Source organism: Trueperaceae bacterium, from assembly GCA_036381595.1.
Classification (GTDB): domain Bacteria; phylum Deinococcota; class Deinococci; order Deinococcales; family Trueperaceae; genus DASVCN01.
This window is the reverse complement of record DASVCN010000005.1, coordinates 42193-56362: the sequence shown is the minus strand read 5'-3', so window position 1 is coordinate 56362 and position 14170 is coordinate 42193. Positions and strand designations below refer to the sequence as shown.

13 protein-coding genes are annotated in these 14170 nt (G+C 66.9%); 8 read left to right on the top strand and 5 right to left on the bottom strand.

Annotated elements, in window-relative coordinates:
• Positions 1–163 precede the first annotated feature (163 nt).
• The 3 genes from coaD to VF168_01255 are packed head-to-tail and all read right to left on the bottom strand — an operon-like array spanning position 164 to position 2944.
• The gene (gene coaD, locus VF168_01265) at positions 164–661 is read right to left on the bottom strand and encodes a pantetheine-phosphate adenylyltransferase (protein HEX7002802.1); all 498 of its coding nucleotides are present in this window, start codon (positions 659–661) and stop codon (positions 164–166) included.
• Between the two features lie 30 nt (positions 662–691).
• On the bottom strand, positions 692–1741 hold the full coding sequence (gene meaB, locus VF168_01260) for a methylmalonyl Co-A mutase-associated GTPase MeaB (GenBank protein HEX7002801.1): 1050 nt from the start codon (positions 1739–1741) through the stop codon (positions 692–694).
• Between the two features lie 3 nt (positions 1742–1744).
• The gene (locus VF168_01255) at positions 1745–2944 is read right to left on the bottom strand and encodes an ROK family transcriptional regulator (protein ID HEX7002800.1); all 1200 of its coding nucleotides are present in this window, start codon (positions 2942–2944) and stop codon (positions 1745–1747) included.
• A 159-nt stretch (positions 2945–3103) separates the two neighbouring features.
• On the opposite strand from VF168_01255, the gene VF168_01250 reads away from it, so the two are divergent.
• The 8 genes from VF168_01250 (at position 3104) to VF168_01215 (ending at position 12337) form a co-directional block, all read left to right on the top strand.
• A complete protein-coding gene (locus VF168_01250) occupies positions 3104–4618 on the top strand; it encodes a sugar ABC transporter ATP-binding protein (GenBank protein HEX7002799.1) in 1515 nt (504 codons plus the stop codon).
• Positions 4602–5594 carry an ABC transporter permease gene (locus VF168_01245; GenBank protein HEX7002798.1) on the top strand — a complete coding sequence of 331 codons (993 nt, stop codon included), beginning with the start codon at positions 4602–4604 and terminating at the stop codon, positions 5592–5594. The genes VF168_01250 and VF168_01245 overlap by 17 nt, the downstream gene beginning before the upstream one ends.
• Positions 5595–5701: 107 nt before the next feature.
• Positions 5702–6646, top strand: a complete 945-nt coding sequence (locus VF168_01240) for an ABC transporter substrate-binding protein (GenBank protein HEX7002797.1) — start codon at positions 5702–5704, stop codon at positions 6644–6646.
• 99 nt (positions 6647–6745) lie between these two features.
• Positions 6746–7753 carry a sugar phosphate isomerase/epimerase gene (locus VF168_01235; protein ID HEX7002796.1) on the top strand — a complete coding sequence of 336 codons (1008 nt, stop codon included), beginning with the start codon at positions 6746–6748 and terminating at the stop codon, positions 7751–7753.
• Positions 7750–8916, top strand: a complete 1167-nt coding sequence (locus VF168_01230) for a Gfo/Idh/MocA family oxidoreductase (protein ID HEX7002795.1) — start codon at positions 7750–7752, stop codon at positions 8914–8916. Before VF168_01235 ends, VF168_01230 begins: the two co-directional genes overlap by 4 nt.
• The gene (gene xylA, locus VF168_01225) at positions 8913–10079 is read left to right on the top strand and encodes a xylose isomerase (GenBank protein HEX7002794.1); all 1167 of its coding nucleotides are present in this window, start codon (positions 8913–8915) and stop codon (positions 10077–10079) included. The genes VF168_01230 and xylA overlap by 4 nt, the downstream gene beginning before the upstream one ends.
• A 31-nt stretch (positions 10080–10110) precedes the next feature.
• On the top strand, positions 10111–11544 hold the full coding sequence (gene xylB, locus VF168_01220) for a xylulokinase (GenBank protein ID HEX7002793.1): 1434 nt from the start codon (positions 10111–10113) through the stop codon (positions 11542–11544).
• Positions 11545–11755: 211 nt separating this feature from the next.
• A complete protein-coding gene (locus VF168_01215) occupies positions 11756–12337 on the top strand; it encodes a hypothetical protein (protein ID HEX7002792.1) in 582 nt (193 codons plus the stop codon).
• Between the two features lie 42 nt (positions 12338–12379).
• On the opposite strand, the gene holA is transcribed toward VF168_01215, so the two are convergent.
• Entirely contained in the window at positions 12380–13318 is a 939-nt protein-coding gene (gene holA / locus VF168_01210) for a DNA polymerase III subunit delta (GenBank protein HEX7002791.1), read from the bottom strand.
• Between the two features lie 39 nt (positions 13319–13357).
• On the bottom strand, positions 13358–14101 hold the full coding sequence (locus VF168_01205) for a serine/threonine-protein kinase (protein HEX7002790.1): 744 nt from the start codon (positions 14099–14101) through the stop codon (positions 13358–13360).
• Positions 14102–14170 lie beyond the last annotated feature (69 nt).

Below are 14170 nucleotides of genomic sequence, written 5' to 3'. Positions count from 1 at the left end.
GAAGAAGCCACTGTCGCGCACAGATCACCGACGCGCCGGGCAGCAGGAATGCCCTCTCCATGCACGCGCGTTCGTAGTGACTGAAATTGGGGTGGCTTCGCCGGCCCTGAACCGGTGCGTGAAGGCGGCGCGCCGCGAAGGTCCCAGGCGGCGCGCCCCGCTATCAGGACTGCTGCTGGACCGGCCGGAAACGCTCCTGCAATTTGACCAGGGTCGCTCTGGGAACCAGCTTGGAGATGTCGGCCCCGTACTTGGCAAGTTCCTTTATCCGCGTACTCGATACGTACGACCAGCGTGTGGCGGTCATAATGAACGTCGTTTCGGCGTCCGGGTTCAGCTGCCGGTTGAGGTGGGCCATCTGCAACTCGGTCTCGAAATCGCTGATCGCCCGCAGCCCCTTGACGATGATAGTCGCCTTCCGGCGTCGCACGTAGTCCGCCAGCAAGCCCTCGAATCGATCCACGTCGACGTTCGGGATTCCCGCGACCGTCTCGGCGATGATGGCCACCCGCTCTTCGACCTCGAACAGTTTGGTGCCCTTCAGCGGGTTCTCGAGAACCGCGACGGTGAGGTGGTCGTAGATCTTCGCGGCACGCCTCACCACATCGAGATGCCCGTTGTGGAGCGGATCGAAGGAGCCGGGGTAGACGGCGTGGGTCATGTTGGGTTCAGTGTACCGGTAGCGGTAACTTCAACGCTCGAGCAGCCGGGCGACCGCCTGAGCAGGGGTCATCTTGCCGGCCAGTATCTCCCCCACCAGGGCGTCCTCGCGGCCAGCCAGGGAACGCCTCAACTCCTCGTGGAGGATGGCAGCGACCTCGAAGCCCGCCCGCCGTCGGCGGCGCTGCTCGAGGAGCCCGGTTTCTCGCAGGTAACGGGCGTGGCGCTCTACCTCCTCCATCACCTGCTCGACCCCGCTGCCTTCACTGGCTACGGTCTCCAGCACCTCGATCCGCCAGACGTCGCCACGATGCCCATCACCACGATGCTCATCGCCATGTTGCTCGCCGCCACGATGCTCGCCGCCACGATGCTCGCCACCGCGATGCTCGCCGCCGCGTTCCATGCCGCCGCGCTCGTCGCCACCGACGTCGTGAGCGTTCTGCCGGGCGATCGCCAGCATCGCTCGGATCTCCCGCTTGAGCCGGTTGGCTCCAGGCTGGTCGGCCTTGTTGACGACGAAGATGTCGGCGATCTCCATGATCCCCGCCTTGAACGCCTGCACCGCATCGCCCTGGCCCGGAGTGAGCACGAGGACGGTCGTGTCGGCGGCCTCGGCGATCTCGACCTCCGACTGGCCCACGCCCACCGTCTCGATGAGGATGGTGCCGAACCCGACGGCATCGAGGAAGGCGACGACCTGGAGGGTTGCCGCCGCCAATCCACCCAGGTGGCCCCGGGTGGCCATCGACCGGATGAACACGCCCGGGTCGGAGTGCCAGCGAGTCATCCGTATCCGGTCTCCCAGGATGGCACCGCCACTGAAGGGACTGCTGGGGTCGACGGCGACGACCGCCACCCGCTCGTCCCTAGCCCTGGCCCAGCCCACCATCGCATCGGTAAGGGTGCTCTTGCCGCTGCCGGGGGCGCCGGTGACGCCAATCACGCGAGCCCTGCCGCCCTCGGGCCGCAGGCGCGCCAGAAGACGTTGGCCGGTCTCGTCGCCGCTCTCGATCAGGGTTATCGCCCTGGCGAGGGCCCGGGCTTCGCCGGCCCTCAACCGCTGCAACAGATCGTCCACGCCCTATTCCACCATGTCCCTGATCTCGGAAGCCGCCAGCCACGACGGTAACGACAGGACTCCTTCCAGCGCCAGGGCTACTCCGCCCATCGGCACGACCTCGGTCCCGAGCGGCGAAACCCGCACCCGACTGGCGGAGAGTGGCGCGCTGAGCGCGTCACTCTCCAGGGCCCGCTCGAGAGCGGGGCGCATGAAGCGTGCCAGCAGGGTGATATTGCCACCCAGCACTATCAGCTCGGGGTTGAACAGGTTCACCAGGTTGGCGCACGCCTCGCCCAGCAGTTCACCGGACTCCTCCATGAGCGCCAGCACCCGCTCGTCGCCCGCCTCCGCAGCCCCCGCCACGGCGCGCAGGTCGGCCAGCGCCACCCCCAGGTCGGCGAGACGCGCCAGTATCGCCTTCTCCGAGATGTACGCCTCCAGGCAGCCGCGCCCGCCGCAACCGCACTCCCGGCCGCCGGGGCGAACCTTGAGGTGACCGATCTCCCCGGCGTAACCGTTGTGCCCTCGATAGAGGGTGCCGTCGAGGTAGAGACCGCCACCGATACCGGAGTGGCCGGCGATGAAAAGGAAGTCGCGCACATCACGGCAACAGCCGAAGAGCTTCTCGGCGAGCGCCGCTGCCTTCGTGTCGTTGTCGAAGTAGACGGGGAAGGGGAGCCTGTTGCCCAGCAGATCGCGCAGCCAGACGTTGCGCCAGTGCAGGTTGGGGGCGAAGGCGAGCCTGCCGGCCTCGCTCATCAGCGCCGGAACGCCTACACCCATCCCCCTCACCCGCTCCGGCTCCAGGTCCACCTTGGCCAGGAGTTCCGCCACCGCTTCGACCAGCAGGTCCACCGCCATCTCGGCCTCCAGAGAACCGGCCACCTGGAGCGATCCGAGCGGGTCCCCGGCGAGGGTGGTGGCGATCAGTCTAATGCCGTCCGGTTCCAGGCGAGCGCCCAGCAGGGCGCCGGCCCCCTCGGCGATGGTGAGGGATATTTGTGGGCGTCCCGGCCTGCCGCTCTCCCGGACGGAACGTTCGATGACGCCGTTCGACTCGAGCTCGCTGACTACCGCCGAGACGGTCGCCCGGTCGAGCCCGGTCAGCGCCACGAGGTCACGCTGCGAGGAGCGGGGGGCGAGTCTGAGCGCATGGAAGACCCGTGAGACGTTCAGCTGCCGTATGAGCGCGGAGTTGAGCCTCGGCTTCCTGGCGGACATGTGGTCGCGCTCCTCCATCCGCCGGCGCCGCCCGCCCTTGCTTGACGGCTCCGGGTGCCGGAAGTATAGTGCCAATTAATTTGACAGTCAATTTAATTCGTCCTGGACGCCAGGGCGAGCAAGCAGCCCCGTCCGCATAGGCCCAAGAGGCGAAGTAACGTGAGCGAAACTGCCATCGAAGGCGTCAACCTGTCCAAGAGCTTCGGCCCCGTGGAGGTCGTCCATGCGGTCGATATCGAAGTGAAGACGGGCGAGGTGCACGCCATCCTCGGTGAGAACGGGGCGGGCAAGTCGACGCTGATGAAGATGCTGGCGGGATACTTGGCGCCGTCGAGTGGGGAGATCCTGGTCGCTGGCGAGCGGGTCTACTTCACCGGCTCGGGCGACGCGGAAGAGCGGGGAATCGTCCTCATCCATCAGGAGTTCAACCTGGCGGAAGACCTCTCGGCCGAGGAGAACATCTTCCTGGGCAGGGAGCTCCGCAGAGGTCCCTTCCTCGACAGGGCAGCCATGCGCAGGCGGGCCGACGAACTCCTGCAGAGCCTCAACTCTCCGCTCGATACCACTGTCCCGGTCCGGCGTCTGGCGGTCTCACAGAAGCAGATGGTGGAGATAGCCAAGGCCGTCTCACGCGAGGTGAAGGTGCTCTTCATGGACGAGCCCACCGACGTGCTGACCGGCAATGAGACCGAAGTCCTGTTCCGCCTCGTGAGGGAACTCAAGGAGCGGGGGGTAGCGATCGTCTTCGTCTCCCACAAGCTCGACGAGATCAAGAAGATCGCCGATCGGGTCACGATCCTGCGCGACGGGGAGCGGGTCGTTACCGACCTGGCCGCGAACCTGAGCGAGGCCGAGATGGCTCGACTGATGGTGGGACGGGAGCTCGCCGACATGTACCCTCCGAAGCGGGAAACCGAGCATCGCGAGACGGTGCTCGAAGTGCGGGGCATGCACGTCCCGGGCTTCGTCGAGAACGCCTCCTTCTCGCTGCGCCGCGGCGAGGTCCTCGGTTTCGCCGGCCTCATCGGGGCAGGCCGCACCGAACTTCTCGAAGGCGTCCTGGGACTACGCCCGGCGCACGGTGAAGTGCTGTTGGAGGGCGAACCAGTGAGGATCCGCCGTTATGGGGACGCCAAGCGCCTGGGGATCATGTACCTGAGCGAGGACCGCAAGGGTAAAGGGGTGCTCGGCAACATGCCGCTCAGGCCCAACCTCACCCTTGCTTCGCTGGAGCTCTTCGCCAGGCCGTTCCTGGACCGTGCCGGTGAGCAGTCAGCGCTTCGGGAATCGATGGACGAGTTCGACATCCGCGCCCCATCCGAGGAGGCGCGCGCCGGCACGCTCTCGGGCGGCAACCAGCAGAAGCTGGTGCTCGCCAAGATAATGCGCGCCCAACCGGAGATAATCGTGCTCGACGAGCCTACGAGAGGGATCGACGTCGGCACGAAACGGCAGATCTACTTCTACATGGACGAGCTCCTGAAGCAGGGCAAGTCGCTGATCCTCATCTCCTCCGAACTCCCGGAGATCGTCGGGCTCGCCCACCGGGTGGCGGTCATGCGCAGCGGCAGGATAACCGGGGTCCTCTCGGGCGCCCAGATCAACGAGGAAGAGATCATGCAGTACGCCACGGGTCTGAAGGAACAGGGGGCCGTCGATGCAGCAGCGGCTTGAAGCCGGCGCAGATCGCCGCCGAAACGGCGTCAACTGGCAGGTGCTCACGCCCCTGGTCGGCCTGATCGCCCTCTTCGTCCTGGGAACGATCATCAACCCGGTCTTCCTCTCCCCCATCAACCTCTTCAACGTCCTCACCCGCGCCTGCTTCATCGGCATAATCGCGGTCGGAGCGACGTTCGTGATCATCGCCGGGGGGATCGACCTCTCGGTTGGTTCGATGGCAGCCCTCCTTGCCGGAGTGATGATCATCGGCATGAACATGCTGGTGGGCAACGTCGATTCCGCTCTGCTCACGATCCTCCTGGGGATCCTGCTGGCTCTGCTGATGGGGCTGGCGGCGGGCGCCCTGAACGGACTCGCTATAACTCGCGGGCGGATAGAGCCGTTCATCGTCACGCTCGGAACCCTCGGCATCTTCCGTTCGGTGGTCACCTACCTTGCCGACGGCGGTACCCTCTCGCTCGACTTCGGGCTCAGGGGCGCCTACCGGCCCGTCTACTACGGGCACTTCCTCGGCATCCCCTACCCGATCCTCATCTTCGCGGCGGTGGCGATCGTCGCGTCGGTGGTGCTGCATCGCACCCGCTTCGGCCGTTACGTCTACGCCATCGGATCGAACGAGCAGGTGGCCAGCTACTCGGCCATCGACGTTCGCCGCATCAAGACGCTCACTTACGTGATCCAGGGCCTCTGCGTGGCGCTCGCTGTGATCGTATACGTGCCGAGGCTCGGCTCGGCGTCCGGTTCGACCGGCATCCTCTGGGAGCTCGAGGCGATCGCCGCGGTGATCATCGGCGGGACCGCCCTGAAGGGCGGCTCCGGACACGTCTGGGGAACCGTCGTCGGAGCCGTCATGCTCTCGACCATCGGCAACGTCCTGAACCTCACCGACGTCATAAGCCCCTACCTCAACGGAGCGGTGCAGGGCGTGATCATCATCGTCGCCGTGTTCCTGCAGAGGGGGCGCAAGTGAAGGGGGGTGGTTCCTCGGCGCTTCAATCCCAAGGCGTTCAACGGAGCTGAAGACTCCGGAGGCGGAAACAGGAACAGAGGCAGCAGCAGATTAGAGAGGAGCGACAGATGAAACGAGCGATGCTTTTCATGACACTGGTACTCATGGTGGCGGGCGCGGCGTTCGCGCAGGACGAGCAGGTGAAAATCGGCGTGTCGATACCCTCGGCGACCCACGGCTGGACCGGGGGCGTCAACTACTGGGCCGACCGGGCCGAGGGCTATCTCGAGGAGACCTACCCGAACATCGACTTCGTGGTCGTGACCGCCGGCAGCTCGGGCGAACAGGCCAACGACCTGCAGGACCTGGTGGCTATCGAGCAGATCGACGCCCTGGTCATCCTGCCCTTCGAGTCCGATCCGTTGACCGCTCCCGTGGCCCAGGTGAAGCAGCAGGGAGTGTTCATCACCGTCGTCGACCGTGGCCTGGTCGACCCATCGATCCACGACATCTACGTCGCGGGCGACAACCCGGGCATGGGCCGGGTGTCGTGCGAGTACATCGCCGAGCGTCTGGGTGGTGAAGGGAAGATCGTCATCCTCCGCGGCATCCCGACCGTGATCGACAACCAGCGCTTCGACGCCTGCATGGAGGTCCTCGCCGAGACCGACATCGAGGTGCTCGATTCGGCCTACGCCAACTGGAACCGAGACGACGGCTTCGTGGTGATGCAGGACTTCCTCACCCGCTTCCCCGAAATCGACGCGGTCTGGGCGCAGGATGACGACATCGCCATCGGGGTGCTCGAGGCGCTGCGTCAGGCCGGCCGCACCGACGAGATGTTCGTAGTCGGCGGCGCCGGCATGAAGGAGATGATCAAGCGCGTCATGGAGGGTGACGAGACCGTGCCGGTCGACGTCCTCTACCCGCCGGCGATGATCGCCACGGCCATGCAGGTCACAGCGCAGCACTTCGCCTACGACGCGCCGCTGCTGGGCGAGTACATCCTCGACGCCGTGCTCATCACGCCGGAGAACGCCGAGCGGTACTACTTCCCCAACTCGCCCTTCTGACCGAAGCAGGAGTTCCGGCGGCATACGCCGCCAACGCTTGAGCAACGTTTCCGGCTCGGGATGCCCAGCGTCCCGAGCCGCTCGTTCAAGGAGGTACGGATGGCAAGACCAGTAACCCTCTTCACCGGCCAGTGGGCAGACCTGCCCCTCGCACGTCTGGCCCCTCTGGCGAAAGAGATGGGCTACGACGGGCTCGAACTGGCCTGCTGGGGAGACCACTTCGAGGTGCGTCGGGCCCTGACCGAGGATGGCTACGTCGATCGCCAGCTCGAGATACTCCATCGCAACGGACTCGAGTGCCTGGCGATAGGCAATCACCTCGTGGGTCAGGCGGTGTGCGACAGGATCGATGCCCGCCACCAGGCGATCCTGCCCGAGCACGTGTGGGGTGACGGCGATCCCGAAGGGGTGCGGCAGCGGGCCGCCCAGGAGATGATCGACACCGCCCGCGCTGCGGCGCGGTTAGGGGTGAACGTAGTCACCGGCTTCACCGGGTCCTCGATCTGGCACTCGCTCTACGCCTTCCCGCCCACCACCCAGGACTACTGGGATGCAGGATTCCGTGACTTCGCCGACCGCTGGCTGCCTATCCTCGACGCCTTCGAGGACGCCGGGGTGAATTTCGCCCTCGAGGCGCATCCGACCGAGATCGCCTTCGACATCGCCTCGGCCGAGCGGGCGCTCGAAGCCGTGAAGCACCATCCCCGCTTCGGCTTCAACTACGATCCGTCGCACCTCGGCTACCAGGGAGTCGATTACGTCGCCTTCATCCGCCGCTTCAGCGGGCGCATCTTCCACGTCCACATGAAGGACGTCTGGTGGGGCCGCGGCGACGGGAGCACGGGGGTCTTCGGCGGTCACACCAGCTTCGGTGACGCCCGCCGCTACTGGGACTTCCGCTCCGTGGGTCGGGGGGACATCGACTTCGAGGAGATAATCGTCGCCCTCAACGACATCGGTTACTCGGGACCCCTCTCCGTCGAGTGGGAGGACGGCCGCATGGACCGGGTGCACGGGGCCCGCGAATCGGCCGCCTTCGTCTCGCAGCTCGACTTCGAGCCCTCCGCGGTCGCTTTCGACGCGGCCTTCGAGAAGGAGAAGGCGTGATCAGGGAGCCGGCACGTCCGCTCAAGCTGGGGATGGTAGGGGGCGGCCGGGACGCCTTCATCGGAGGCGTACACCGTATGGCGGCGCGGCTCGACGGCAATTTCGACCTGGTGGCCGGCGCGCTCTCGTCGGACCCCGACAAGGCGAAGGCGTCGGGCAAGGAGCTGGGCCTGCCGGCCGACCGCAACTACGGCAGCTGGGAGGAGATGCTGCAGGGGGAGCGGGCCCTGCTCGAGGGTGAGCGGATAGACGCCGTCTCTATAGTTACTCCCAACCACGTCCATCACCCGGTCGCCAAGGCGTTCGTCGAGGCGGGGATCAACGTGATCTGCGACAAGCCGCTCACCACCTCCACCGACAAGGCACTCGATCTCGTCGAGGCGGCGCAGGCGAAGGGTGTCGTCTTCGCGGTCACCTACAACTACACGGGGTATCCGATGGTGAAGCAGGCGCGCGACATGGTGCGTCAGGGGATGCTGGGTGAACTCCGCAAGGTCATCGTCGAGTACAACCAGGGCTGGCTGGCCACGAAGCTCGAGGATCAGGGCGCCAAGCAGGCCGAGTGGCGGACCGATCCGGAGCGGAGCGGCATCGGCGGCGCGATCGGCGATATCGGCTCGCACGCCGAGAACCTCGTCGCCACCATCACCGGCCTGGAGTTGGAGTCGGTATGCGCCGAACTCACCACCTTCGTACCCGGACGCCGGCTCGACGACGATGCCAACCTGCTCATCCGCTACCAGGGGGGAGCGCGCGGGGTGCTCATCGCCTCCCAGATCGAGGTGGGCGAGGAGAACGACTTGCGGATCCGCGTCTACGGCAGCGAGGGGTCGATCGCCTGGCGCCAGGAGGATCCCAACCAGCTCGTCTTCAAGCCGCTGGAGGGACCCGCGCAGATCTACACGCGCAACGGCGGAGGCTACCTGAGCAAAGCGTCGATGGCTCACAGCCGGCTGCCGTCTGGGCACCCGGAGGCATTCATCGAGGCGTTCGCCAATGTCTACGGCAACGTCGCCGCCGCCATCCGCGGTCAGGAGGCCGACTACCCGACGGTGGTGGACGGCGCCAGGGGCGTGCACTTCATCGAGAAGACGGTCGAGAGCAGTCGCAGCGACAGGAAGTGGACGCCGGCGGCCTGGTCTCCGGCCGGGAGCCTGGCGTGACCAGCGACTACCGGCCGCGGCCCGAGCACAAGTTCACGTTCGGCCTCTGGACCGTCGGGAACGTGGGCAGAGACCCGTTCGGCGAGGCGACCCGCTCACCCATCGCGCCGGTGAGGATCGTCGAGAAGCTCGCCGAACTGGGCGCCTGGGGCGTCAACTTCCACGACAACGACCTCGTGCCCGCGGGCGCCAGCTCCGCCGAACGCGACCGCATAGTTCGGGAGTTCAAGGCGGCGCTCGACGACAACGGGCTGGTCGTGCCCATGGCAACCACCAACCTCTTCTCCGACCCTGCGTTCCGCGACGGCGCCTTCACCAGCGCCGACGCTCGAGTGCGCGGCTACGCGCTACAGAAGGTCATGCGCGCGATGGACCTCGGCGCCGAGGTCGGCGCCAGGACCTACGTCTTCTGGGGCGGACGTGAGGGCTCGGAGGTGGACGCGGCCGGCAAGCTGCTCGACTCGCTGGCCTGGTTCCGCGAAGCGCTCGACTTCCTCTGCGCCTACTCCGAGGACCAGGGGTACGGTTACCGGTTCGCGCTCGAACCCAAGCCGAACGAGCCGCGGGGAGATCTCTTCTTCCCGACCGTCGGCTCCATGCTCGGCTTCATAGCGACTCTGGAGCGGCCGGAGATGGTGGGGGTCAACCCCGAGTTCGCGCACGAGACGATGGCCGGTCTCTCCTTCCCCCACGCGGTCGCCCAGGCACTCGACGCGGGCAAGCTCTTCCACATCGACCTCAACGACCAGAAGATGGCTCGTTTCGACCAGGACCTCCGCTTCGCCGCGGAGAATCAGAAGGCTGCGTTCTTCACCGTGCAACTGCTGGAGAAGGGCGGTTACGACGGGCCCCGTCACTTCGACGCGCACGCCCTCCGTACCGAGGACGAGGAGGGTGTCTGGCAGTTCGCCAGGGGCTGCATGCGGAGCTACCTGATACTCAAGGAGAAGGTCGAGCGGTTCGAGGCCGACCCTGAGATCCAGGAGGCGCTGGCGGCCTACCGCGTCGAGGAGCCAGAGCTCGATTCCCTCACCCGCTACTCCCGCCAGAACGCCGAACGGCTCAAGACGCTTTCGTTCGACGAGGATGCCTTGCGCCGCAGGGGAGCAGGCCTCGAACGGATCGACCAGCTGACCGTGGAACTGCTGCTGGGGGTGCGCTGATGGAGTACCGGCCCGCCACCGGTCGGAACAGATGAGAGGAGCGGCGCTGGGCCTGGACGTTGGCACCTCTGCCCTGAAAGCCGTCGCCGTGGACGAATCGGGTGAGGTGATCGCCCGGTGCGACAGGACCTACCCACTGCTCACTCCCCGTCCAGGCTGGAGCGAACAGCGACCCGAGGAGTGGTGGGAGGCTGCCCGCTCGGCGCTCCGGCAACTCGCCCAAGACGTCGCGGGCGAGTTCGAGCCGCGGGCGCTCGGTCTCTCCGGCCAGATGCACGGGATGGTGGCGGTGGACGAGCATGGTGAGGTCGTGCGACCCGCGATCCTCTGGAACGACCAGCGAACCGGCGATGCCGTTCGGACCATCGAAGCGGCGGTACCGAGCCGGGAGATGATCGAGCGAACGGGCAACCCCGCCATCACCGGCTTCCAACTGGCCAAAGTCGTGTGGCTGAGGCAAGCGGAGCCGGAGAACTTCGAACGCACCCGGCACGTCCTCTTCCCCAAGGACTTCATCGGCTACCGGCTTACGGGGGAACTGTTCGCCGAACCGTGCGACGCCTCCGGGTCCAACGCCTTCAACCTCCACGCCCAGGCCTGGGACGCCGACATCCTCGACGCCCTGGGCATCGACGCGCGCCGCTGGCCGCAGGTGATGCCGTCGAAGGCCGTGGTGGGGGCGGTCCAGCCGGCAGTTGCCGCCGAACTCGGCCTGCCTCCCGGGCTCGATGTGGTCGCGGGCGCGGGCGACAACGCCGCCGCCGCCTACGGGCTGGGCCTCTCGAGCGAGCGGCCGCAGCTGGGAAGCGTGAGCTTGGGCACCTCCGGCGTCATCTCCGCGCCCAGGGGCACTCCGCGACCCGACCCTCAGGGGCGCCTGCACCTCTTCTGCCACGCCGATGGAGGCTTCTTCCTGCTGGGAGTGACGCTGGCTGCGGCAGGCAGCCTGGGGTGGTTCCGCGAGAAGCTTGCCCCCGATCGGACCGTTGAGGAATTGGTCGGGTTAGCCGCACAGGTTCCGACTGGAGCCATGGGCGTCACATTCAAGCCGTACCTGTCGGGCGAGAGGACGCCACACCTCGATCCGTCGCTGCGGGCTTCGTTCCACGGCCTCAGCTTGGCGGCCGGGCTCCCCGAGATGGCGCGCGCGGTTCTGGAAGGAGTGGCCTTCAGCCTCCGTGAGGCGCTGCAAGTGATGGAGCCGCTCGGCGCTCCAGAGCAGGCGCTGCTGACCGGCGGCGGCGCAAGATCGCCCGTGTGGAGCCAGATGGTGGCCGATGTTCTGCAGTTGCCGCTGGGGCGGAGCGGATCGGAGAGCGGCCCCGCCTACGGGGCGGCTCGGCTGGCGCTAGAGAGCCTCGGTGGGCGGCCGCCTCATACGCTTGATGGGATCGACTGGATCGAACCGGGCGACTTCGAGCCGTTCGAGGAAGCCTACGCACGGTACCGGCGACTGGGCCCCTGACAGGTCACTGACGGTCAGGCCCGAGATCTGCGCCTGCTCCGGCGCCCCCGGACGAGAGCGGGCACGGAGGGGCGTTCCGATGAGCGGGTCGTACCGGCGCTCATTGTGGACCAGGTCCATCTGCCCCTCACTCCGGTTCGTTACGGTGGGCGGAGGGAACGCGCGCTTGCGGCCGAGTACACGAGCCGGCGGCGCCGCGTCGGGAGGCAGCATGAGAGATCACGACAAGCGGACGCTCCGCGAGGTCCACCAGTCGGAGCCGAACCCGTATCACGACCGTCAGAACTTCGAACCCGAGCCGGCCGAGACGGACGCCGACGACGAGCTGGCGCAACTCGACCGGGTGAGCGACCCCAGGGACGAGGACGCCGGTTACGACGAGGAAATTGTCGACCTGGGCGACGCCGACCCCGACTTCGACACCCAGGCGGCCAACGACCGCTCGCGAAGCGATATCGAGGAGTACGTTCGGCAGGACACGGCCGACGCTCGCGGTGACGAGGACGAACCGCGCAACCACGATGACGACGACCCGTGGGGCGACGGGATCCACGACACGCCCCTGACCAAGAGGTACGAGGACATGGCCGACAGAGACGAACTGGCGAGACGCATGGAGGAACTGGTCGCCGACGCCTACGACTGGCTGGGGCGCGCCGAGGACGAGGACGCTCAGGAGATCTACGACACTCTGGTAGACGTTTCCGAGAGGCTCGGGAACCCTCCGGAAGACACGATCAGGACCGAGGGAGGCGAGCTGCCGCAGGACAGGAACACCGGCGGCGACGTCTGAGCGATGCCCCAGCTCCGAGGCGCCGTAGGCCTCGGCCTGAGGCTATGCGCGGGCATGGTGCCCGCTCAACTCCAGGGCCAGGGCTTCCAGGGCCCAGCTCTCGTCACGTCCCGACTTCATCGCCCGGTCGGCTTCGAGGATCGTCATGAGGATGCGCCGCAGGCCGCTCTCGTCGAGGCGGCCGGCGATCCCCAGGCTCTTCTTGGCCACGAACGGCTTGACGCCCAGCTCGCGCGCCGCCTCCGCTTCACTCAGCCTGCCCCTGCTCTCGAGCATGGCGAGGCAACGAGCCACCAGACCGTACTGCCAGATGAGGGCGGCGATGACCCGGGGCGCCGCCTCCCCCTGGCTGACCAGCGAATCGCAGACTTCGATGGCACGCACGGGCTCCCCCTGGGCGATCGCCTCGATGAGGTCGAAGGCGCCCCGGGCCGCGAGACGCCCGGCGATCTCACGGACCCGCTGGGCCGACAGCTTCTCGCCGAGCACCCGTAACTTGGTGACCTCCGACGCTATGCCCGGCAGGTCCTCGCCGAACAGATCCACAAGGGCACCGGGAACGTCCCCGTCGAAGTCGACACCCGCTTCCTGCAGTTCCGCGCGCACCCACTGTGTGAGTCCTCCGAAGCGGGGCGTAGGCATGTGCCGGTGACTTCCGAACTCCGCGTAGCGCTTCTGCCTCGAGGCGCTGGCGCTCGAGTCGATGACGGCCACGATCGTCTCTGCGGGGACATCGGAAAGTGCCGCGATAGTGTCGTTGCGAGGCTTCACGCCGGCCTTGCCGGTGAACGCCTGGTCGAAGTCGAGCAGCAGCCCTACCCTACCGAAGAGGCCGCCCTGAGCGCCCTGCCGCCTCAACACCTCGGGGTCGAGGCCCTCGCCCAACTCGACTATCTCGTGTCCTCGCAGGCCCAGTTCGCGCAGTTCGCGCCGGGCAGCGCGGGTTGCCAGGAACGGGTCACCGCTGAAACTGATGATCATCCAGGATTCGCTCCCTGAGGGGCCGGGTGGCAGAGTCGTCTAGCTGGGAACAGGCTCGAGCGCTTCGAGCATCGCGCTGGCGGTGGGGAAGCGCCGCTCGGGGTCGCGCTGCAGCGCCCTGTGGACCACCTCGTGTAGGTTGCCGGGTAAAGGCGGCAGCGGCTCGAGCTGGATCGATTCGTCCCCGACCAGGAAGCGCAGGACCTGCCCTCCGAAGGGCGGTGAGCCGCTCAGCATGTGATAGAGGACGGCGCCCACCGCGTAGATATCGCTGCGCCGCTCGGTGCGCGTGCCCTGGAACTGCTCCGGGGCCATATAGCTTGGCGTCCCGAGCATCGTCTGCTCGCCGGTGATGGCCGTGAGGGCGAGGTCCTTGGCGAAACCGAAGTCGGTGAGCAGGCAGCGCTCGCCCTTCACCAAGATGTTCGCCGGTTTGACGTCGAGATGGATGACCCCCTGGGCGTGGGCGTACTCGAGGGCTTCCAGCACGTCGTGGGCAACGCGCAGACTGCGCCCCAGGGAGAGGGGACCCTCTTCGAGGGCCTCGGCGACGCTCACTCCAGGGCAGTAGGAGTAGATGAGGGCGCCCTCGTGAGAGCCGAGCAGCGGAACTATGTTCGGGTGATCGAGTTTGTGTACGACTTCTGCCTCGCGCTCGAGTCGAGCGGAGAGTACCGGGGAGACGCTTTGGAGGCGTTTGACGACGACCAACTGACCGCGCCAACGTGCCAACTCCACGCGCATCGGTCCCTGGGCCTGCAGGACACGTACCGGTGTCAGCATTGCGAACAATCTAACACAGAGCAGAGTGAGAGCCTGCTCACTAATCTGGTCGCGTTGCTCGGGGGGTAC